Raw genomic sequence first — 22,240 nt, 5'->3', positions numbered from 1 at the left:
AGCAGGTGATGGGATGGACGGGTTTGATGTACTGATTGGCAAAGCGCCGGCTTTTGAATCCCTATTGCGCAGTGCGCGTATGGTGGCAGCGACAGAAGTGACCGTGCTCATTATGGGGGAGACGGGAACGGGCAAAGAGTTAATGGCAGAAGCCATTCACGCTGAGAGTCGACGGGCAAACAAAACTTTTGCGGCCATCAACTGCGCTGCCTTACCGGAAAGTTTAGCGGAATCGGAACTTTTCGGCCACCGCCGTGGTGCCTTCTCCGGAGCCACCCATGATCACTTGGGGCGTTTTCGGGCTGCTGAAGGGGGCACGGTGTTCCTGGATGAAGTCAACGAACTCTCTGCCGGAATTCAAGCTAAGTTACTCCGCTTCTTAGAATCCGGAGAATGCCAAGCCGTCGGGGATACTCGCACCCACCATTGTGATGTGCGCGTGATCGCGGCGACCAATTGCGATCTCAACCAACACATTAAGGAAGGACGTTTTCGACAAGACCTCTACTACCGTCTCCACGTGGTGCCCTTAGAACTGCCGCCACTGCGACAGCGGGAGGGGGATATCAACCAGCTGCTCAAACATTTTTGTGCCAGCTTTGCCCAGCACCATGGACTCGTACCACCGAACTTTAATTCGGCGGCCTTACGGGTACTCAACACCTATCCTTGGCCTGGCAACGTGCGGGAACTGCGCAACTTTTGTGAGCGAATGGTGGTACTGTTACCCGGACAAACCATTACCCCCCAGAACCTGCCGTTTGACGTTCGCGGTGGCTTGAACCTGCCGACTGAGAAGGAAACCCAACCGCTAATCACGCTGCCGGAAAGCGGTCTAGAATTAGAGCGGGTGGAAATGGAACTCATTCACCAGGCTATCGCCAGAGCCAAGGGTAATCGCTCTAAAGCCGCGCGACTGCTGGGCATTAGCCGCGACACACTGTGCTACCGGATGCAGAAATACGCCATTCAAACCCACTAAATCAAAGCAACGCCAAAGGCGGTTGCAACGCGGTGCTATACGGATTCGCCCTTTTAGCGCACCTACAATTGTGCCGAGCCTGTTGCTTGGCATTTCTATTTTTTTATTTAGATGAATAGCACCGAACAGCAACAACCTTTAAGTATCATTAAATTCGCTGATCGCCAGATTACGCTTCTGGGCACTGCCCATGTCTCGCGAGCTAGCGCTGAACACGTCAAGGCATTGCTCGCCACGGGGGACTATGATGCAGTGGCGGTCGAACTCTGTCCTAGCCGCTACCATGCCCTCATCAACCCCGATGCCCTCTCCCGTATGGACCTGTTTGAAGTCCTTCGCAAAGGCAAAGCCGCGATGGTGACCGCAAGCTTGGCCCTGGCGGCCTATCAACAGCGGATAGCGGAGCAGTTTGGTATTGAACCGGGCGCCGAAATGCGCGCAGCCGTCGATTCGGCCCATACCGCTAAACTTCCCGTTGTCCTGATCGACCGAGAAGTGGGCACCACCTTAAAACGCATCTACCGCAATGTTCCCTGGTGGCAGCGCTTTAACCTGATCGCCGGTCTCTTTGCCAGTCTCGTGTCGCGGGATACGGTCAGCGAAGAAGAGGTGGAACGCCTTAAGGAAGGGGATGTCCTGGAGACCACCTTCTCCCAATTTGCTGCAGAAGCCCGCCCCCTCTATACCCCGCTGATCGACGAACGGGATCGTTACATGGCTGCCCGCCTCCGGGAAGAAATCACCCATGGCGAATACCACCACCTCTTAGGGGTCATCGGAGCAGGGCATCTCCGGGGCGTGACCCGTTACTTAGAACAAGACAGCGCATCGGCGAAAAAAATTATCACCGAACTGGATCAGGTCCCCTCCCCAAGCCGTTGGCCCAAACTCATTCCCTGGGTGATTGTGGCCCTGATCCTGACCGGCTTTATCTTTGGCTTTTATCAGAGCTCCGAGCTCGGCTGGCAATTGGTCATCGACTGGATCGTGATTAACGGGGGCTTAGCTGCCCTAGGCGCCCTAGTGGCTAGAGCCCACCCTTTGACCGTAGTGGGCGCGTTTTTTGCCGCGCCGTTGACTTCCCTTAACCCCACCATTGGGGCAGGCATGGTCACCGCCGCAATTGAAACCTTCCTGCGCCGACCTACCGTGGGAGATTTCAGTCGTCTGCGGCAGGATACGACCCGTCTCAAGGGTTGGTGGCACAATCGAGTCACCCGGATCCTATTGGTATTCTTACTGAGTACCTTAGGCAGCGCCATAGGAACTTATGCGGCCGGTTTCAAAATCATTGATCGCTTGGCAGGGGCGTAATTCCAGTCCCCCATAGATACCCGGTGACAGCCAAGCAAAATCTCTTCATCCCCTCTGAATTAAAAACTTCCAGGTACGGGCCTTGTTACTCGGCACTCGAGGGGAATTTCCCACACTTTAGCTTGTCTCATTGTGGGTCTATGGGTCAAAATATGTGGTTATTCTGCATATTTTCTTCTGAAAATCCATGAAACCTAGTGCTGGACGGACTGCGTTATCCCTCTTCTTCGCCTTGTGGAACAGGGATCGTGGGTTCGAATTCCGGCAACCTGTCTTTTGGAGCAAATAAATGCGATTAATCTATCAGCTTAGCCTAGGTCTTCTACTGGTTTTATTGACCATGTCTTCCCATGCCGAGGAAAGCGTCTGGGACAAGGCCCAAGTCTCCTATTTTGGTCCCTCCAACATTACCGTCTATCGCAGCCCTACCTGTGGCTGTTGTAAGAAATGGGTCGAACACCTGGAAAAACACCGCTTCACCGTCAAAGATATTACCTCCAATAATATGCAAACCCTGAAGCAGCAATATGGTGTTCCCCGTGAGCTGGCCTCCTGCCACACCGCCATTATTGATGGTTATGTGATTGAAGGCCATGTCCCCGCTGACGATATCAAACGCCTACTCATAGAGAAACCTGAGATAGCGGGCTTGACGGTTCCTGCCATGCCGGTAGGCACACCAGGCATGGAGATGGGGGGAAGAAAAGATCCCTTTTACGTCCTTCAATTTAACAAAGAAGGTCAGTCAAAACCATTTAATGCCTATCGAGACTATTAAGTCTCTCGGCAAAAATTTTTAGAGGAATGCGGTCGGTTTTGCGTTGTTCAACCGCCCCTGTGAACCGACAAGTAGCGTGCGCACGAAGAAGCTATTTCTGATTCTGAAAGAAGGATGACTCTTAGGGGCAAGGGACTGCCGCCTTAACCGCGATAATTAAAGACAAGATGGGAGCCCCTTCATTGGCTAACCCCCTGGACTTTATCCTTAAGGGCTTGGATGAGCTCCTCAATCCAATCCATGGTCTCCCCCCGTGCGGCCCGAGCCTGACGAATCAGATCCAGATTGCGGGCTGTGGTCTTGGACTCCCAGGACTCCCGCACCGCGGCCAACGCATCGTCCAGATGCCGCCCCGCCGCCTCCCGATCCGTCTCCAGCACCGCTAATTCCAGCAAGGTCGCATAATCCCAGTAATCAGGGGACTTACCCTCCAAGCGCCGTTCCACGGCAAAGCGCACCACCGGGAGCAGTCGGTCCCGCTGGACTTTGTCTTCAGGTTCCCCCCGAATATCCAGCAAAGTGACCGCATTGATACCGGGATAAGCATCCCGCCAGTCCGCTTCAAAACCCCGCCGATAGGCGGCAATGGCCTGCTTCAGATAACCCCGGGCACTGCGGGGATGGCTATGACGGGTTTCATCCCACCAATCCTTGTAGATCCGGCCCATGAGCCCACCGGTCTCAGCGCTGGGGCCCTGTTGCGCTTCCACCTCTTTAAGCACCGCTAAAGCCCGCTGGCGATCTTCAGGACGCTGGGCTTCCCCGGCCCGGCGGTTGAGGGCAAAAGCCAATTGTTCCCGCACTAGGATGGAATGCTTTAAGGTCTCGGGCAGGATCTCATAGAGCGCGATCATCTCATTCCAGCCTTCTAAGGCCCGATAGGAGAGCAGCAGATCCACCAACACGCCCACTTCCTGGCTGTCCAGATGGGCTGCTAATTCCTGTTGCAGCTGGCGTAGTTCCGCCAGGCCCTGGGAGCGTTCTTGGTAACGGGCCGCCGCCATCCGCTCCTTAAGGGCTTGGTTATAAGCCGTCTGTTCCCGAAATAGATCGGTCTTTAAGCGGGACAGATCCGGTTGCCACTCCCCCAGCAACTGGAACAGGGGGCTGTCCTTGGTGTCGGGCTGGATCGCCTGTTCCCGCAGCGTTTGCAGGCGTTCAGCGAGCGTCTCACGGAGAGCCTGGGCTTCTGGCTCGGCAAAACGATTATCCGGGCCCAGATCATAGGGCAAGGCCCGCAGGAAATGAACATCAAAGGGAATGGGCTGCTGCTGAGCAAACAGGGCCTGGGTAGTACAAGGACGCGCCGTATGGCGCACCCCCAACTCGTAGAACACATTGGCATTGGCCGTGGTGAGATCCGCTACCGCGTATTCGCACAGCAGTAAGCGCTCGAACATGGGCTTGTGGATAATGCCCCCGGTTTTTTCCTCATCAGCCCGCAGGGGCGCCAGGCCAGCATCCTCGATGGCGGACTTGATGGCCTGGTTATAGATCCGGTCAAAGTTAATGGCTCCTTGACCGGTGGGAGCGGGCTTAATGCCAAAGGGCATCAACACAAAGCACAGGGGTTTTTGCGGCATGGTGGTCTCCTCAGAGCGGTTCAATGCTGACCGGCACCCCGGGTAGGGGCGGCTTCAGCCGCCAAGTGCGTTTGGGAACAAATCGCGGCTAAAGCCGTCCCTACCCTAATTTTCAATCCCATTGAACAGGCCTGGATCATCTCTTGGCCAGGATCGACCTCCGCTTTTCCCTAGGCCGGCGACGCCAAAGGAATCTGCTCTCGGGCCGCGGACTCCAAAAAAGCCCGGGTCACATCGCTGCAAAATAAGGACTCCTGATAGGTGGAGGCTACATAGGCCTTGGCTGTCAGGCAAATGGCTTCCGGCATTTGGGTCAAATAAATTTGCATGGGTTGAGCCGGCTCAAAATAAGCGGAAGCCTGAATCGCCTCCCAAATGGCATCCTCAGCAGCTTGGCGCTGTTCCTGGGAAACCTTGGGATCCAAATAAAAGGGCATGACGCAGAGGGACGCCCGCGCCCCGGCGTTGGCAGAGACCAGCACCTCGGACCACAGGTCCCGGGTAGGGATATTCACCACATCGTCATCAGCGGTTTGCAGGGTGACGAAAAAAGTACCTACTTGGGTCACCTTGCCCCGATGCCCCTTAAGGGCAACCCGATCCCCCACCTGCAACGGACGCTGGAAAGCCACCAAGGTCTTGAACGCCAGTCCCCCCAGAAAGGCCTTCGCCACATCGGTGCCGTTCAGCAACAACCACAGCAGCAGGGTGACAAAAACCAAGGCCAAACCAGCCTGGGCCGGCGCAGCCGCCTCTTCGCTAGTCTTGCTCGGGGCGGACTCAGGGGCGGCGAAATAACTCAGTATAAAAGGGACCACTACCACGGTCCCCACTAACACCAGCGCTTTCCAAAACGCCTCCCATCGCAATTCAGATAACCGCTGGGTATGATCCATCAGAATATCCGGCGGCAACCCTTGGCGCCGCCGCCGCCGAGTAAGGCGGTAGCGCTGAAATCGATACCAACCAGCCAGTCCCATTTGAGCCAAAATAACAATCAGCAGATAGCTTAAAACATAGCCATTGAGCAAGGCGCCAGCCAGAAATTTCAACAAATCCATCTTTACTCCTCTACTGGCTGGAGGGAGGATAACAAATCCAATCCCAGAGTCTCCCGCAGGCCAAACACCACCAAGGGCAGGGCCTGCTCCCGGATGACATATTGCGCTCCAGAGCGAGCCGCCACCACATCATTGTTCGCCAGCAACCCCAGAATTCGCTGGGCCAATGTCTTATTCAGCCCCAAGTCCGTCGTCAATTCCATTGGCGTTGAAGGCCCATTGACCAGGAGGGTAGCCAGGGTGCGCCGCTCATCCCGCGCCGATTTACGGGCGAGAATATGCCGCAGATGCAGATAATCCTCTTGGGTAAACTCCAAATGGGCCGGCAATGGTTGCCCAACCCGTTCCAATTCCTCCAAGGCGTTAATGGCTTCGTTCCATTCCGGCAAACGGGAGCGAAAAGGGCTTTCTTCCGCAGAGGCTTCCGGGAGGAGAAAATCGAAATTTTTTGCCCCCTTAAGAAACGCATAGGCAAAACAGTCTATGTGACAGGGTAAAGGCGCTTCCCGCTCAGGCAACCCACCGATCGTGCCTATTAAAGTCTTAAGATCATGGAAACCGCCTGGCCGCCTTCGGAAAAGCCGTTCCAAAGCCAAAAGCGTAGGCCTTGCCGGGCCTGAATCCAGCCACCGGGCCAGGGCATGGGGGTAAGCTTCCTCGGCTTCCTGGGCCGCTTGATGCACCTTACGTGCTGAGAACGACGAATTACTCGTCTCGGGCCAGCCTACAGTCAAGACGGCTTCTAGATGCATGATCTGCTTGAAGCTCCTCAATCATTTTTATCTTTTTTTTAAAGTGTAGCTTCTCACCTAATAATCACCACCGGGGCTAACAGCAAAATGAAAAATGAGTGAGATTTTCATCAGCTATGCCAACGAAGATCGGGAAGGTGGAGAGAGCGCCCACCGTGCTAATGCGTTATCCCTATGAAGTGCTTCTTCCCCGCTAGAGTACTCTATTCTTGGCCGGTGGCCACCTCCCACCACTTCCCAGAGCTTGATAGTGCCATCTCGGCTTCCCGAGGCCAGGGTCTTCCCATCCGGGGCAAAGGCCACGGCAAAACCCGGGTCGGTGTGCCCGCGCAATGTCCCCCGCTCGCGCTGAGTGAGCCTATAAAGAAAGCCCCAAGCGAAGTTATGAAGGTTTCTTGGACACCGCTCGGTGTCATTGAGCAGTCTCCGGGCCTGAATGGGGGGGTGTTTCACCACCTCCTGAGCCCAGGCCAATTGCGCGTTGCAGGCCCCCCGTTGCACCAGCGCGGCCTGCTCCTGGGCCTTGTTTCGCTGCGCTTCCGCCCGATACCACTGCCAGCCCGCCACTACCGCAATGACGGACACCAGCAGCAGACCCACGGCCAGTCCTCCCAGGGTCCGGCGCCGGGCCGCGGCGAGTTTCTGGGCCGCTTCCAACTCCCGCTGGCGCTGCGCTTCAGCTTCTTGTCGCTCGCGCTCCCGCAGGGCGACACTGGCGTCCAAGAAGGCCCGTGCCTCTTCACCTACTAGGTTAGGGCGGCGCTGCGCCCAAGCCTCGGCCCGGTGAGGCGAGAAAGAGGCGAAGGTGCAGGGGGGCAGGCATGGTTTTTTACCCTGTTTTTCTCCTGGACCCCGTCGGGGGTCGACTGTGCCCGGGGGGCGACTTTATCTAGCCTTAATTTAAGAGCTAAGTTAGACCATCCAGCGCGAAGAGGAAAGAAGGAGGCACCCCTGAGCCCGGAGGCAGAAAAAGGCACTAAGACTGCCTATACTCTTTCGATGGCAACTGCAAAAAATAACCTTTCTCCTTGAGCATCCGCATCACTTCTTGGGTGTTGGCCTGAGCCAGGGAAACCTCAGGTCGAAGTTCTAGCTTCATGACAAATTCTAACTTCCCTAGCATTTCCAGTAATTTTTCAGGGACACCAGAGAAATCATCTTTAGTTTCCACATATAAATAACTGTCGTTCTTTTTACGGCTTCGGTAGATAGCACAGGGTTGGGTTGCCGCTTCCTCCCCCGCCATCTCTTCTCCTCCCTCTTCCATCCACGCCCGGGTTTCAGGAAAAAAGTGGACCAGACCTTCCAACATCCCGGCGCTGTAATAACCATTGAGCCCCATAAAGCTGCCGCGGGCAAAATAAAGTTGCTGGCGATATTCTGACGGGAGGCGGCGGAGGGCTTCCTGGCGCACTTCCTCCTGGGCATTGCGCACTAAAATAGCTTGGAGACCGCTGGTTAACACTTCCAGGTCATTGCCGCTATCTCCAGCGAAAACGGTATGCCTTTTATCAAAATGTTTTTGTTCCATTAGGAAATGAATGGCATGGAGCTTATTGGCACACTTTGGTAAGACATCGAGCAAACCAACCTGAGCGGTTTCATCCACACTCCAGATAAAAGAAGCCTGGATTCCCTGAGCTTTTAACCGCTGTTCCAGCTCTGGAATCAAGGTTTCCCGGTCCAGATCCGGCGAAGCGTAGTAACTGAGCTTGAATTGATTTTGTTTTTCCGGCTCCTGCAGCCGCAGAATCTTAATATCGGCGAAAAGTTTGGCCAGATCGGCCTGGCTCATTCCCTGCCAATCCTTTCCAATCTCTTCGCTCCAGTCTTCCCAGACATGCCATTGCTTATCCCCAATTTCGTAAATCGTGGTCCCCACATCGCCAATAGCATAGTCGGGAAGGGGAAGGTCATATTCTTCAATGGCGCTTTGGATTAGAGCCTTGTGGCGACCACTAACATAGACCAGGGTGATTTCTGGGCGCTGGGCCAAACGTCGCAGCCGAGGCCGTGCTTGAGGCGACTCGGGTTGGTGACCATTGGGAAGTAGGGTTCGATCCAGATCAGAACAAAGCAGAATTTTGGGTTTCACAGTCATCCTCTATATTAAGTCTGAAAACTTTGGTGGCTTTTCTCTTGGGTGTCAATGCGCTCATATTCCGCAATCACTTGAGCGCCGAATAAGACAATAATGGCTGCCGCTTCTAGGCTCAGCAGGATCATCACTGCCGTGGCAAATGATCCGTAAATGATATTCACGAAAGATAGGGTCGAGAAATACCACACTAGGACCTGTCGGGTGATTTCCCATAGCAGGGTCGCCACCACACCGCCAATTAGGGCATGACTGAACACGATCCGACCCAGAGGCATGACCAAATAAAGGGAGGTCAGCAACAAAATTTCACCGAGCAGGCCCAATACATAAATCCCAACGGCGTAGTAACCACCGAATATATTGCCCAACAAAGTCACAGAACGTTCATCGAGGGCATGTAAACCACTGCTCACCAGACTCACCACAAAAAGCCCCAACCCCAAAAGGAATAGATAGCAGTAGGGAAGGATAGCTGAGACCAGGAAATGACGACGATGAATCGCCACACGATGAAAGAAGATGATAGACATGGCATTTTCTAGCACGGTAAATGCCATTGAGCTGAAAAATAGCAGGACTAAAAAGCCCACTATCCCGATTATCTTCCAATTTTCTAGAAACCCTGCGATCTCCTCGGTGAGGGCCTCTGCCTGCCCTGGGGCCAGTAACGACAGATAGTCATTGGTGGTCTCCAGTAATTGATCCGGATCGACTACCTGGGAAAGCCCCACCAAAATCAGGGCAAACATGGGAACCACCGATAGCAATGTGTAATAAGCGATGGCCCCCGCCAACAATAGTCCCTGGTTAACTCGAAATCCCGCGATAACCTGCAACAGGAAACGCAGCGGCTGTTCTAGAACAAATTCGGCTCGGGTTGAAAGATGCTTCATACACTCTCAGTCCGCAAACTTAAACGACAGTTCCACCCCTTTTAGAAACCCATAGGAGCGAAAGACCTGCCCCTATTGATTGCCTTGCGCTTACTGTTATGGGTAAAGAAACAACCTTGAGGTTCAACCTCTTTAGCTCTATACTTTAAGGTTAGAGGTGCTCAAATGATTTTTCTTACTTTAAAAAACAAACACTTAGGATAGAACAGGAATGACAAATAAAAGACTTTTTCATATCGGTTCTTATATCGCTCTATTTTCCCTATTTTTTACAATGACAACCACGGCTTATGCCTATGGGGGGGGGCGCTCCCAATCCCAATCAAGCAGCTGTACATCCGTCCGCTTTTCCGAGGAAAATCCTGCCCCTAAGGCGGTTATTCCGGAATTATCTCATTTTTCCTTTGTCGCCAGTTCGAACCTCCAGGAAGCAACCCTTGCTGTCGAAATTCGTGATCAAGAAGGTATTCTGACAGTCACCAAGCAACCCAATGGAAGCTATCTAGTGGAAGGAGATCTTCCTGAGCCTATCACCGAAGAACGGTATGCAAGGATTGATATCTCTGCGCAAACTGTCGCAGGATGCCCGTCTCACCACCATTACTTGGTAAAAATTGAACCCCCATCGGAACCAGAAGCAGAATAAAATCTCCGCTATCACGGTCGGAGTTAAATCATAAATCAATTAACGCTTAGAAAAATAGATACTGCCCTCGGTAGTGTTGGATACCGTTTGCAGGTAAGAGCCGTCAATTTCCCGGTGGCGGCGAACCTGTAAATAGATAGTTTTTTCACCACTGCCGGGACTCAACTCAAATTGGGGGGTTAAAACAAAAGCTTGCCATGGGGCGTCCCGAAAGTCTGGAAACTGGCTGGCACGATACTGGGTAGGCTTGCCTTCCACAGTGAAAAAAAGCGTGACCTTCCGGCTTCGGGTTAGGGGGGCACCCCGGTTAATAGCTAGATCCTTAACTAGGAGCTCTGCTGCAGTGGAGGCTTTTGTTTTAGCCTGAGGCAAAGCCTGGCAAGTGGGGCCTCCACCGCCCGGCGCTAGGGATACGACCATAACCCGATTCAGCGTTTGCCTGCCGACAATGCGTTGTTCTCCCCTAAACCCAGGCTTGGACACGGTGAGAATAAGGGGCACCGGTTGCAGCTCATGGAATAACACCCGACCCTTTTTACCTGTTAGGGAGGCCCCAAATTGCTGTGGATTTGGGGAGGTTCCAAGACAAACCGCTGCCTTTTCCAGGGGCGTTTTTTTATCCCCGGCCACAACTTGAATCTGGAGGTTAGCCGCCCACAGATTGCCCGCAAACAATCCTGGAGTGCTTAATAGCAAGAGTACCCTTGCCACTGCGGAGCGCTTGACGCCCCCTAAAAATTTCTTTGAGAGCTTTAACATCAGTCCCATCCCTTTATACCAATTTAGCAAAAGGCTGCAATTTATTAAGGTTATAACTGGTTGTTTATACTAAGCCTATACAATGCAAAGTTACGTGAAATTGGTATTACTTAACCTTAGCTAGAGCACCTTTATTTATCGGCAGGGGGATACCCCTTTCCTGCCGATAAGGCCCATGAACGAATCTTAGTAAAACGAGTAGTAGTCTGCTCCCTAAACCCTCCAGGCGTTTTGACCAGAAACAAGGCGGCAATTTGCTCCCGCTCGGCCAACCGAAACCCTTGCTCTGGCCCAAGCACCATCAGGGCCGTAGCCAAAGCGTCAGCACGCATCGCGGTAGCGCTTAACACCGTTACTGAGACTAGTTTATGGGTAATAGGCCAGCCTGTTCGAGGATCAAGGGTATGGGAATAGCGCTTTCCCTCCCGCTCGAAGTAGTTGCGGTAATCCCCGGAAGTGGCCACCGCACTGGAGTCCAACTCAAGGATGCGCTGCACGCTACGTTTCCCGGCCACTGGCCGTTCAATGGCAATTCGCCAGGGGCCTCCCTGGGGGCCATACCCCTGGATTCGCTCCTCCCCTCCAATATCGACCAGATAATTCTCAATTCCCTGGGCCTCTAGCAATTCCGCTATCCGGTCCACTCCATACCCTTTGGCAATACCCGAAAGATCCACATAAATATCCCCCTGCGCCTTTCTTATCGCCGGGGGTAAACGCCGTATTTGCAACTGCTTAAAATCGACCCTTTCCCTTGCCGCCTCCACCTGCTGCCTAGGGGGCAGGTCATCGACATAGGGGGAGGGTCCAAACCCCCATAGATTGACCAGCGGCCCTACCGTCACATCAAAGGCGCCTTCACTCAGTCGGCTAATCCGTTGCGCCTCTTCCAACACTTTGACCAGCTCTGGGGACACGGCTATCCAGTCAGTACGCCTACTGCGATTAAAGCGGGACAGCTCGGAAGCCTCTTGGTAAGTGGACATCAATCCATTGACCTCTTCCAGCAACTGGGCAATGTGATGATCCAAGCTTTCAGGGTCGATCCCAGCAGGGAGATCAACAATTTTGACGGAATATCCGGTGCCCATGGTCGCCCCGGTTAACCAGGTCAAGCGGTCCTCGGCTGACCCTAGGCAAGCAGTCAAAAGGAGGCAGAGCAGGAGGCCCAGAAGGCCTACCCTGCTAAATGGAAGAAGAATCAGCTTCAAAATCCAATGCACAGGAATTAATACAATAACGCTGCCCCGTGGGAGCGGGACCATCACCAAAGACATGACCCAGGTGGGCATCGCAGCGAGCGCACCTGACCTCGACCCGATGCATGCCATGACTGTTATCTGGGCGCATTTCTAGCGCCTGTTCCCGGATAGGGTTCCAAAAACTCGGCCAACCGGTTCCGGATTCGTATTTTTGCGCCGAGCTAAACAAGGGGCTACCACAGCAAATACAGCAATAGCTCCCCTTTTCCTGGTGGTGGTAATACTTTCCGCTAAAAGCCAGTTCGGTTCCCGCCTCCCGGGTGACATGATATTGCTCCGGAGTGAGTTGCGCTTTCCACTCTTGTTCGGATTTATGGATCTTATTCTCCATTTAGCCCTCCTCTCTAAGCTTGGTATCCTAGTAAAGTTTTGTTAATAAAAAATTATAGTCTTCTCATTTTATCCATATCAGCCGATGCTAAGTTTCCAAAATATTTCCTTACGGCGGGGCAGCCGACTGCTTTTCGAACATTTTAACCTGACCATTCATCCTGGCCAGCGGGTGGGTCTCACCGGCGCTAATGGCTGCGGCAAATCCAGTTTATTTGACCTCATCCTCGGGCAACTCCAACCGGATGCGGGGGAATTCAACCGGCCCTCCCAATGGGTACTAGCCCATGTGGCCCAAGAAACCCCAGCGGTAGAGACCCCTGCCCTGGACTATGTCCTTGACGGTGATACCGAACTGCGCTTTCTCCAGGCCGAGCTGGCAAAAGCGGAGCAAGCAGGCGATGGAACCGCTCAAGGCACTATCCATGCTCGGATTGAGGCCATCGATGGCTACACGGCTCCAGTTCGAGCGGTAAAACTCATGCATGGTTTAGGCTTTACCGCCGATCAGGAAACCCTCCCGGTACGGGCTTTTTCCGGTGGCTGGCGGATGCGTCTCAATCTTGCCCAAGCCCTCATGTGCCGTTCCGACTTACTGCTCTTGGACGAGCCCACCAACCACCTAGACTTGGATGCCGTGTTATGGCTAGAGGGTTGGTTAAGCACTTACCCCGGTACCCTGTTGCTGATCTCCCATGACCGGGAACTACTCGACCGGGTGGTGGACCATATTGCCCACATTGAAAACAAGACCGTCGATTACTATCGCGGGAATTACTCTGAGTTTGAACGGTACCGGGCTGAGCAATTGGCCCAACAACAGGCCAGCTACCAAAAGCAACAGCGGGAAATTGCCCATATCCAGCGCTTTGTGGACCGCTTCCGGGCCAAAGCAACCAAAGCGCGCCAAGCCCAAAGCCGCCTCAAGGCCCTACAGCGCATGGAGCGGATTGCCCCGGCCCATATCCATTCCCCCTTTCACTTTTCTCTGCCTCAACCGGAAAAGCTCCCCGCCAACCTCCTGCGCCTCCGTCAAGTGGCCATCGGTTACGATCAGTGGGAAGTGCTGAGCCGAGTCAACCTAGATTTGATCCCCGGGGACCGTATTGGCCTGCTTGGACCCAATGGGGCCGGCAAATCCACCCTCATTAAATTGCTCGCCGGAGAACTGCAGGCGCGTACCGGCACTGTGGACAGCTCACCGGATTTGCGCATCGGCTACTTCGCCCAACATCAAATAGAGCAACTCAACGCCCATCAAAGCCCACTCCAACATCTGCAACAACTAACCCCGACCGCCACCGAGAAAGAGATGCGGGATTTTCTCGGGGGCTTCAATTTCCGTGGCGATCAGGCCTTAGAACCGGTAGCCCCTTTTTCAGGGGGGGAAAAAGCCCGCCTCGCCCTGGCTTTGCTCGTGTCTCAACGCCCCAATCTGCTGCTGCTGGATGAACCCACTAACCATCTTGATTTGGAAATGCGCCATGCCTTGACCGCCGCCCTTCAAGATTTTGAAGGGGCCATGGTGGTGGTCTCCCACGATCGCCACCTCCTGCGCAGCACCACGGATATCTTTTGGTTGGTGGCCGATCATACCGCTTCCCCCTTCGATGGGGATTTGGAGAACTACCAGCAGTGGCTCAGCCAGCGCCAAAGTAGCACCGAGGAAACCCCTCGGGAGCCTCCTTCTGAACCCCACCATGCCGCTGCCCGCAAGGAACGCCGGCGGCAAGAAGCAGAGCGCCGCCGCATTTTACAGCCATTACAAAAAAAGCTTGATGAAATCGAAGGAACATTGGAAAAACTACAGGCGGAGAAATCAACCCTCGACCAAGAATTAGCTCATCCCGATTTATACCAGGATCCGCAACAAAAAGAACATCTCAAAGCCCTGCTCATGAAACAAGCGCGCCTAGAACAAACCCTCATCGAGACAGAGGAAGCCTGGCTAATGGCCAGCGAGAACTTGGAAGCTGCTCAACACGCAAGCTAATTCGCCTTGAAGGAGTGCATGGATGCACGACGCCCCCCTAGCGAGAGTGCGAAGTGAAACGGCGCGTCGAGCGCGAGGGCCGATTACTCGCGTTTGGCCATGAATTCGCGTTTTGCGTAGTTGGCCAGCCCTTGAGTACTCTTTTGCCATAGGCGACAGTTGTGGCATGATGGCTGCGTGGTAACGCAACGGGGCTACAAATTCAGGTTTTACCCCACACCCACGCAAAAGCGGCAATTGGCCATTGAATTCGGCCATGCCCGCTATGTGTGGAATTGGGCGTTGGAAACGCGAACGAAGGCGTATCAAGCGCAGGGCGAGTCGCTGAACACTATCAGCCTCAGCCGCCAATTGACGGCACTGAAGCAAACGGAATGCCCCTGGCTGAGCGAAGCCACCGCCAGTTGCCATACCCAAAAACTGAGGGACCAAGATAGGGCGTTTAAAAACTTCTTCGCCGGTCGGGGCAAGTATCCCCGCTTTAAGAGACGCCATCAGACCCAATCGGTACGCTATCAATTGGACCAACGCCATGTGGCGAAGAATTTCAACGCCGAAAGCAAGTTGTTGAAGCTGCCAAAGCTTGGGGCGCTTAAGCTGAAATGGTCTCGCAGGATGATGGGTATCCCCAAAATGGTGACGGTCAGTAAAGACCCCGCTGGCCGTTATTTTGTCAGCATGGCCTGTGAGGTGGAGATTGCCGCTCTGCCTGCCCGCAAGAACGCTGTTGGGGTGGATGTGGGGGTTAAGGATGTGGGGGTCACCTCTAGTGGGTATAAGTCCGGTGCGCCTAAATATACCTATCAATATGCCCGTCAATTGAAAAAGGCTCAGCGTCGCCTGAGCAAGAAAAAGAAAAGCTCTCAGCGTTGCCGCCATCAACAGCAAAAAGTGGCGCGTATCCATGCCCGGATAGCCGATAGCCGCCGGGATTTTCTGCACCAACAATCCTCCAAGATAGTCAACGAGAACCCAGTGATTTGTCTGGAGGATTTGAATATCACAGGGATGTTGAGAAACCGCCGCTTGAGCAAAGCCGTTGCGGATTGCGGGCTGTATGAGCTCAAGCGGCAAATGGAGTACAAAGCAGCTATGGCCGGGAAGTGTTTATCGTGGACCGCTGGGCACCCACCAGCAAGAGGTGCTCTGAGTGCGGGACTATTCAAGAGTCCATGCCGCTCAAAGTTCGCGAGTGGGAATGCCCGGACTGTGGAACGGAGCACGACCGGGATATTAACGCGGCCAAGAATGTTTTGATGTTGGGTACGGCGGGGAGCGCCGGAACCGATAAAGCGCGTGGAGCGGTGAAGACCCCAAGGGCCGTGGCCTAGCCACCGCCCGAGGACTGCTGAGAAACGCGAATTCTCCAGGCTGACAAGGGGAGGAGGGACCGAACCGCACTCAGTCATGGCGAAACTCCAACAGTGCCCCCTTGAAAGCGCTCGAAATCATCCCCATTTCTTTTGCTAAGAAGGGACCAGTAACCGCGCTCCCGAACTTAATTAAAACTCCCATCCCAGGAGGAAAAGAGAAAATGGCTATTAGACACTATGAACCTTTTGACATGCTCAACCAGTTGCAAAGGGAAGTCAATCGCCTCTTTGAGGTCAACCCCCTACGGCACGCTCAAACCGAAGCCGAGCTTGCCACCAGCGATTGGGTTCCCGCCGTAGACATCAAAGAAGAGGCGGATCGTTTTGTCATTTATGCTGATCTACCGGGCGTTGAAGCCAAGGATATTGAGGTGACCCTGGATAAAGGCACTCTCACGCTCAAAGGCCACCGGGAAACCCTCCACTCCGGGGAACAACAAAGTTATAAGCGGGCAGAACGGGTCAGCGGCAGCTTTTTACGGCGCTTTGCATTGCCCAATACGGTCGATGCCGCCAAGGTCAGTGCCCGTTCTCAAAACGGTGTCCTGGAGTTGGCGATCCCGAAAAGCCAACAAGCGCAGCCCCGTAAAATTACGGTTGAAGGCTAAGCCAAGGGCTCAGCCTCAAAGAGCCACGATGAAACGGATAACTGAAGGTCTAGAAAAGGAGTAATGAGGATGTCTCCCCTAGAGCAAATCCATAAAGGTGCCTCCCGTGCTTGGGATTACCTCACCGAGGGTTGGCATCACCTGCGGGAACGGGCAAGCCAAGCCCTCACCCACTTTTCACCAACGACCCAGCGAGGACAACTGGAAACCACGGAAGACCAGATCATGGAGAGTGCCTCCCGTTGGGGGCTACTCGCCGCTGAAGTCCAAGAGGATGATAAAACCGTGACCGTTCGGCTGGAAGTCCCCGGCATGGAAGTCAGCGATTTTGATATCGAAGTCATTGACAACACCCTGGTTGTCCGAGGTGAAAAGCGGGTAGAGCGGGAACAAAGCGAGGGACGCTATTATATGATGGAACGGGCCTATGGGCGCTTTGAACGGGCCCTGCCCTTACCCACCGAGGTCAATGAAAGCGAGGCTCGCGCCAAGTATCGCCGCGGGGTATTATGGATTTCCCTGCCTAAAACGCGGCAGACAAAACACCGTGTTGAGGTAAAAGCCGGCTAAGGGCCGGCCTTTATCTCACATTGAGAAGCGGCTGGAAAACCTTGGCGGGTAGCAGGGGGTTTCACTGCGCTCCCCTACGGCTCTATGTTAGAACCTACCGACAGGGACAAAGGAAAATAGAGACGGGGAACAACCTAACCTATGGAGAATTATTTCCTGAGGGGGTCCGAACCGAATCACTGACTGCTGCCGCGATATTCCTCATAATTTCCCACTCGATCTCGATCCGGTGCCTGGCAATGGCCCAATGACTTCTTTCGATGGATTTGAGAGACGGCACCTTGGCTTGCATGGCATTGTAAAATTTGAGGGCTCGGTGGGCGCATCGGGTCATAGAAAAGTGATTAGCCGTTTCCCTAGCCGCCTCTTCAAAATTTCGACGTTCGGCTGGGGTAAGAGAGCACATCCAGGATAGAGCCGCTGCAAACTCCTTGGCATCTTCTTGGAACAGCAAGCGTCCATTTCGATGATCAATGACCACTTCACGGACCCCAGGGGCATCAAGGGCGACCACTGGCGTGCTCGCGGCCATCGCCTCGGCCAGCACCAAACCTTGGGTTTCGCTCTGGGAGGCGAATACGAATACATCCATGGCCTGGTAAGCATTTGCAAGATCGCTCCCTTTCAAGATGCCAATGAAGTCCAAGCGGCTACCGAGGCCCAGGGACTCAAACAAGCGCTTGATCTCGGGTGCTGAAGGCCCGTCGCCCGCCACTAAAAAACGAGCCTTCTCATTTTGCAGCAGGAACTGAGCGACAGCATTGGAAAGGAAGTTCAAATTTTTCTCCGGGGCGAGCCTGCCAATATGGCCGACGAGAAAAGCGTCGGCGGGGATGCCCTGGTCGCGCCGGAAGGCTTGACCATCACCGCGGACAAAGTATTCTACCTCCACGCCAGTAGGAATCACCTCCATCGGCACCTTCAAGCCCCGTTGCCGGAGTATCCTTGCAATACTGTCGCTAGGGGCGATAACACCATCGCAAAGGTTGCAGTAACCACTCGCCAGATCAATGGCAAAGCGCTTGAGCCGGGGGGAGTCAGCCGGAACATAATGGGTATACTGCTCATACATGGTATGGTAAGTAAAAACTACAGGGAGGTTTTGAGCGGCCCCAATACGGAGGGCCGTATCGCCTAATAGAAACGGATGGTGGGAGTGGAGCACATCAGGTGCAAATTTTTTAAGCGCAGCCGCAAGCCTGCCGGGCACCGGCAAAGGTATCGAAAAATCGCTGCCCCGGAAATGTTCAATGGCGGGAATACGGATCACGTCCTGTTCCTGCAAGGGGGTCCCCTCGAACAGGGGGGCCACCACCAGCACCTGATGACCAAGCCGACGGTATTCGGCCGTAAAGTTCGATATGCTGCGGGCCACTCCGCCAACATGGGGCGTAAAGGTATTGGTCAGCATGCAAATTTTCACAAGGGTATGACTCCCTTTGCCGTCACCTGGTCTTTGCCTTCCGGGGGATGCAAGGGAGCAAGGCCCGGCAAGCAGACCTCTATCTGGGGTGGCTCTTGGCGCCATTGTCCTTGCCAATGAACCACCACGTTCTCGCCCTCTGGCCGCAGGGAAACAGTGATATCCCCAAATGGTGTCGGTGCCGGCCCATAAGAGATCGGCTCTCCCCCCTCAAGCCACCTCATGGGTATGCCGGAGGCCAGAATCAGGCGATCCTCTTCTTCTCGAACAAAACAGTTCCTCATCATGAGCACCCACTCTGCCGCTGCCCACACGTGGTGCCCATCGCCCATGCAGCCACCCCTAGTCCGGGGATGTATCGCTTCTGGCCACTGTCCCGTAGGAGAAGCCAGCCCTGCCACTGCCTGCATCAGCTCCAACGCCTGGGGATCTCCTGCTCGCAGCAGGACCTGGGCAATATGTAAAGTCAGGTAGGGATTGATCCCTGAGTGGATCATGTCTTGAAAAAAGCCCCCCCCGACAAAGCAGTTCTCAATGAGATAAGAGGCGGTTGCCAGCAATGGGGGGTCGGTGGCCGGACACAACTGAAGGGGATAACCTACAGCCAAGGAACCAATAGCCCCCGCATCCATTCGGCGATAGGGAGAGGCCGGCATTCCTGGATAACTGAGACCCGGTTTTATCGCCGCCAGGCTCTTTTCAATGGCCGCCATGAAACGGTCCGATTCAAGACGGAATTCACGGGCATGTTTTTCGTCGCCGTAGGACTCTAGCAACCCTGCTGCGGCTCTCAGCCCCGCCACACCCCAAAAATCGTCCCAATAGTAATAGTCATTAGGCCCCAGGTGCTCAGCGCTAAACCCTGCTGGCAATAATCCGGCGTGGGGCGCCTCCAACTGCTCGGACAACCGCTTCCGTACGAGCCAGCGCCCTCCATGAAGAATCGCCCGCCGCCACGCTTGTTTAGGGGGGCGACCTGTCAATTGACAGAAGCGCTGGAAAATCCAGAGGGCTTCACCGTTCGAGTCCCATTCCCCTTCCTGGGAATGGAAAAACCCCCCCTGGGTTTGCCGCGAGGGGAAGGTATCTAAAGTCCGTTCCACCCGATCTTTCAGCCCCCCACAAAGGAGGGCATGCAGGATAAAAGCGGCATCACGAAACCAAAAGCGCCTGTAGGTGTAGGGTCCCGGATAAACCTCAGTCGGTGAATGGAGAATAAGGGTCTGCACCGCCGCATCGTAGAGAAATTGGAATTGGCGCTCGGGCAATTCCAGCTTGGCGCACGTTTGAAGACTGTGCCGCCACAGTGCGGCGCCTGAATCCCCTGGATTTACTCCCTGCTGCACCTTTTCAGCGAGGGGAACGCCCACTAAAAGCTCCCTGGGCTGCTCTGGTTCGATGGTAAATAGTGCCGCCGCAGTCGCCATGCCCACATTGCAGTGGACCTGACGAGCCTCAGCTCCCGCTGGAAGCAGGGTATGAACGTCACCCGAGCGATAGTCGGAAAATTGGGCCCGTTCCATTGGCTGGTTGAAGCGCACTCGCCGGTGGTGGTCCAGCTCCCACCCCCTGGCATCCTCGCTCAAATGAACCTTGTGCAACAGACTCACCCCTTCTGGGTTATAAGGGCGCAAGCTCACCGCCAACCAAGCCTTCGCGTCAGCGCGGGCCGTCAGGTGTATCTGGCAAGTGGGGATGCCCTCTTCCATCGCGACGTGAACCCGGGAAAGGAGTTGCAACCCCTGGGCAGTGCTTTCGGTCACCACCGCACCCCCCTCCTCAAGGGCCAGGTAGTGGGTGACCGTATCGAGCCGTGAGGGAACCAACCAACGGCCGTCCTCACTAATCACCCAGCTATCCAGAGACCAACTATCCCAAAATGGAGTGACCAGCCCCCGAGGATCGACGATGGGCAGCTCTGTAACATCGGGAATTCCAACGGCTGTCCAGTTCCGGTGGGTGAGGTTGATATGGGTGATGGAGAAAGCCCTGGGGATGAATGCTTCATCCTTGGGATCGAACTGCCGTTCCACCCAAAAGGGCCAGATCCAATCCAGATTGTGCTGGATAGTGGCAGCGTTGAGAAGACCACGGGCATGGAAAACCACGCCAGCGCGAAGTAGCTCTAAGGGCTCTTTGACCTCGGAGGGCTGGGCGAAGCTCTCCAGACGCGCCAGTACTTGTACGGGATCAATTAGCCCGTGGGCCCTTGCTAAGCGCCCAATAAAAAACTTCCAGGGGAACCATCGGAGCCACATACTATTGGAGTGCTATAACCGTGCTGTTATTCGGATCCTGATTTCAATGCTTCGGCATTACCTCAACACTTTAGGAAATAGCACAGGGGATTAAGGATTTAAAGCGGAATCTAACATCTATGCTAGATTATGACCTTAACAAAGACTCCATCGCATGGGTTGGTTAATCGCTGCGGTTTCCGGGCTGCGAGTCGCTAACCCATAGGAATTCCGGTCCATCTTGCTATGATGAAACCGTTTTGCCAGGAGAAAAATAATGTCGATTCCAACCGAAGCCGTCGGCAGCATTCCTCGCCCACCGGAGCTGCTGGCACTCATACGCCAACACCGTGAAGGCAGCCTTCCCACTAAAGAACTAGAGGCTGCCTACGATGTCGCTTTGCGGGAAACCATTCAAGCACTGGAGGCCACCGGCTCCCCGATTATCACCGACGGCGAACAGACCAAATCCAGTTTTGCCACCTATCCGCTACAGGATTTGGCCAATATCACTGCAGACGGCATCGTCATTCCTTTCCAAGATGGACATACCCGCCGACTTCCCCGGCTAACCGCCGGCCCTTTTCGCTACGGGGTCCATGCCGAAACCTATACCCACGCTGCCCGCCGTTACGCCACCGTGCCGATAAAACAAGCGGTGATTTCCGCTTCGGCGCTCAGCCTAATTTATCCTCCGGAGGATATCGACGGCTACCCTCGCGAAGAGTTCCTAGACGATTTGGTCCGGGAAGCCATCCAGGACATCCACGGCTGCTTTGATGCCGGCGCGCACCGAGTGCAAATCGATTTCACCGAAGGGCGCCTCTCGGTGAAACTGGATCCAACCAAGCAGCTTCTCCAGGCTTTCATCGATCTCAACAACCGGGTGCTAGCCTCCTTCTCCCCTGAACAGCGGCAACGTATCGGTGTACACACCTGCCCCGGTGGCGACCAGGACTCGACCCATAGCGCCGACGTTGATTATGCCGAGCTGCTGCCGAGCCTGTTCAAACTGGAAGCCGGCAATTTTTATGTACAAATGGCAAGCGAAAAAGACCCTGAGCGGGTGCTTTCCATTATTGCTCGGCACCTACGTCCCCAACAGCGTGTCTTCATTGGGGTGATCAACGTCCTCGACCCCCATGTGGAATCCCCCGAAACAGTGAGGGACCGTGTGCTGCAAGCAGCCGCATTCATTCCGGTCCATCAACTGGGGACCACGGATGATTGCGGCTTCTCCCCCTTCGAGGATGACACCTCCACCGGCCGCGAAACTGCATTCGCTAAGATTCGCGCGCGGGTCATCGGTACTAAACTTGCGGCTAAGGCACTAAAACTTGACTGAGATTCAAGTTTCGTGCGCCAATAACTCTAGAACCGACCTTTCAAAATGGGGCAGGTCATCGGATTCCCGAACTTACTTAAGGCCCTTACCGCAGGAAGAAAACAGAAAGAGGTAGGGAATCTCGCCCCTTCCCCCCTTGCGGGGGAAGGTCGGGATGGGGGGATGTAATAGCACTTGCTCCTCACCCCCACCTCCCCCTCCCCCATCAAAGAGGAGGGAATAGAAGACAA

Annotated in this window: 19 protein-coding genes and 1 pseudogene; 9 read left to right on the top strand and 11 right to left on the bottom strand. The window is 54.5% G+C overall.

All coding sequences use genetic code 11. The annotated features are described in order from the left end of the window. Nucleotides 1-13: 13 nt before the first annotated feature. From NHAL_RS12460 to NHAL_RS12450, 3 genes are all read left to right on the top strand, one after another. On the top strand, nucleotides 14-982 hold the full coding sequence (locus NHAL_RS12460) for a sigma-54 interaction domain-containing protein (protein ID WP_013033505.1): 969 nt from the start codon (nucleotides 14-16) through the stop codon (nucleotides 980-982). A gap of 111 nt (nucleotides 983-1,093) precedes the next feature. After that, nucleotides 1,094-2,296 (top strand): TraB/GumN family protein, encoded by a 1,203-nt coding sequence (locus NHAL_RS12455; RefSeq protein WP_013033504.1) that lies wholly within the window; start codon nucleotides 1,094-1,096, stop codon nucleotides 2,294-2,296. 289 nt (nucleotides 2,297-2,585) lie between these two features. Beyond that, nucleotides 2,586-3,074: a DUF411 domain-containing protein gene (locus NHAL_RS12450; RefSeq protein WP_013033503.1), complete on the top strand. Its 489-nt coding sequence runs from the start codon at nucleotides 2,586-2,588 to the stop codon at nucleotides 3,072-3,074. A gap of 179 nt (nucleotides 3,075-3,253) precedes the next feature. Here the strand turns inward: NHAL_RS12450 and NHAL_RS12445 are convergent, their stop codons facing one another. The 6 genes from NHAL_RS12445 to NHAL_RS12420 form a co-directional block, all read right to left on the bottom strand. After that, nucleotides 3,254-4,657: a TRAFs-binding domain-containing protein gene (locus tag NHAL_RS12445; protein WP_013033502.1), complete on the bottom strand. Its 1,404-nt coding sequence runs from the start codon at nucleotides 4,655-4,657 to the stop codon at nucleotides 3,254-3,256. A 170-nt stretch (nucleotides 4,658-4,827) separates the two neighbouring features. After that, entirely contained in the window at nucleotides 4,828-5,718 is an 891-nt protein-coding gene (locus NHAL_RS12440) for a mechanosensitive ion channel domain-containing protein (protein ID WP_013033500.1), read from the bottom strand. Between the two features lie 2 nt (nucleotides 5,719-5,720). Further along, nucleotides 5,721-6,470 (bottom strand): hypothetical protein, encoded by a 750-nt coding sequence (locus NHAL_RS12435; protein ID WP_013033499.1) that lies wholly within the window; start codon nucleotides 6,468-6,470, stop codon nucleotides 5,721-5,723. Between the two features lie 114 nt (nucleotides 6,471-6,584). Continuing rightward, on the bottom strand, nucleotides 6,585-7,193 hold the full coding sequence (locus tag NHAL_RS21630; protein WP_013033498.1) for a WD40 repeat domain-containing protein: 609 nt from the start codon (nucleotides 7,191-7,193) through the stop codon (nucleotides 6,585-6,587). 253 nt (nucleotides 7,194-7,446) lie between these two features. Next, nucleotides 7,447-8,565, bottom strand: coding sequence for a YcgL domain-containing protein (locus tag NHAL_RS12425; RefSeq protein ID WP_013033497.1), 1,119 nt, complete (start codon nucleotides 8,563-8,565; stop codon nucleotides 7,447-7,449). A 14-nt stretch (nucleotides 8,566-8,579) separates the two neighbouring features. Next, nucleotides 8,580-9,464, bottom strand: a complete 885-nt coding sequence (locus tag NHAL_RS12420) for a YihY/virulence factor BrkB family protein (RefSeq protein WP_013033496.1) — start codon at nucleotides 9,462-9,464, stop codon at nucleotides 8,580-8,582. Between the two features lie 211 nt (nucleotides 9,465-9,675). On the opposite strand from NHAL_RS12420, the gene NHAL_RS12415 reads away from it, so the two are divergent. Next, entirely contained in the window at nucleotides 9,676-10,110 is a 435-nt protein-coding gene (locus tag NHAL_RS12415; protein WP_013033495.1) for a hypothetical protein, read from the top strand. Nucleotides 10,111-10,149: 39 nt separating this feature from the next. Here NHAL_RS12415 and NHAL_RS12410 read toward each other — a convergent pair whose 3' ends face one another. The 3 genes from NHAL_RS12410 to msrB all read right to left on the bottom strand — a co-directional run bounded on the left by NHAL_RS12410 (nucleotide 10,150) and on the right by msrB (nucleotide 12,462). Beyond that, a complete protein-coding gene (locus NHAL_RS12410) occupies nucleotides 10,150-10,869 on the bottom strand; it encodes a hypothetical protein (RefSeq protein WP_013033494.1) in 720 nt (239 codons plus the stop codon). Nucleotides 10,870-11,000: 131 nt separating this feature from the next. Further along, nucleotides 11,001-11,984 (bottom strand): FAD:protein FMN transferase, encoded by a 984-nt coding sequence (locus NHAL_RS12405; RefSeq protein ID WP_238985349.1) that lies wholly within the window; start codon nucleotides 11,982-11,984, stop codon nucleotides 11,001-11,003. 70 nt (nucleotides 11,985-12,054) lie between these two features. Beyond that, nucleotides 12,055-12,462 (bottom strand): peptide-methionine (R)-S-oxide reductase MsrB, encoded by a 408-nt coding sequence (gene msrB, locus NHAL_RS12400; protein ID WP_013033492.1) that lies wholly within the window; start codon nucleotides 12,460-12,462, stop codon nucleotides 12,055-12,057. Nucleotides 12,463-12,546: 84 nt separating this feature from the next. Between msrB and NHAL_RS12395 the strand changes: the two genes are divergently transcribed. The 4 genes and pseudogenes from NHAL_RS12395 (at nucleotide 12,547) to NHAL_RS12380 (ending at nucleotide 17,005) form a co-directional block, all read left to right on the top strand. After that, a complete protein-coding gene (locus tag NHAL_RS12395; protein ID WP_013033491.1) occupies nucleotides 12,547-14,454 on the top strand; it encodes an ATP-binding cassette domain-containing protein in 1,908 nt (635 codons plus the stop codon). Nucleotides 14,455-14,631: 177 nt separating this feature from the next. Continuing rightward, nucleotides 14,632-15,785 (top strand): annotated as a pseudogene (locus NHAL_RS12390) (RNA-guided endonuclease InsQ/TnpB family protein). Between the two features lie 203 nt (nucleotides 15,786-15,988). After that, nucleotides 15,989-16,435: an Hsp20/alpha crystallin family protein gene (locus tag NHAL_RS12385; protein ID WP_013033490.1), complete on the top strand. Its 447-nt coding sequence runs from the start codon at nucleotides 15,989-15,991 to the stop codon at nucleotides 16,433-16,435. A gap of 69 nt (nucleotides 16,436-16,504) precedes the next feature. Continuing rightward, on the top strand, nucleotides 16,505-17,005 hold the full coding sequence (locus NHAL_RS12380) for an Hsp20/alpha crystallin family protein (protein WP_013033489.1): 501 nt from the start codon (nucleotides 16,505-16,507) through the stop codon (nucleotides 17,003-17,005). Between the two features lie 139 nt (nucleotides 17,006-17,144). Here NHAL_RS12380 and NHAL_RS12375 read toward each other — a convergent pair whose 3' ends face one another. Both NHAL_RS12375 and NHAL_RS12370 read right to left on the bottom strand, forming a co-directional pair. Next, a complete protein-coding gene (locus NHAL_RS12375; RefSeq protein ID WP_238985348.1) occupies nucleotides 17,145-18,416 on the bottom strand; it encodes a glycosyltransferase in 1,272 nt (423 codons plus the stop codon). Between the two features lie 8 nt (nucleotides 18,417-18,424). Then, nucleotides 18,425-20,686: a hypothetical protein gene (locus tag NHAL_RS12370; protein ID WP_013033487.1), complete on the bottom strand. Its 2,262-nt coding sequence runs from the start codon at nucleotides 20,684-20,686 to the stop codon at nucleotides 18,425-18,427. Nucleotides 20,687-20,942: 256 nt separating this feature from the next. Here NHAL_RS12370 and NHAL_RS12365 point away from each other — a divergent pair, with 256 nt between their 5' ends. Continuing rightward, nucleotides 20,943-22,010, top strand: coding sequence for a cobalamin-independent methionine synthase II family protein (locus tag NHAL_RS12365; protein WP_013033486.1), 1,068 nt, complete (start codon nucleotides 20,943-20,945; stop codon nucleotides 22,008-22,010). Nucleotides 22,011-22,240 lie beyond the last annotated feature (230 nt).

This window comes from Nitrosococcus halophilus Nc 4 (assembly GCF_000024725.1).
Classification (GTDB): Bacteria; Pseudomonadota; Gammaproteobacteria; order Nitrosococcales; family Nitrosococcaceae; genus Nitrosococcus; species Nitrosococcus halophilus.
This window is presented reverse-complemented; position numbering and strand designations above follow the sequence as displayed.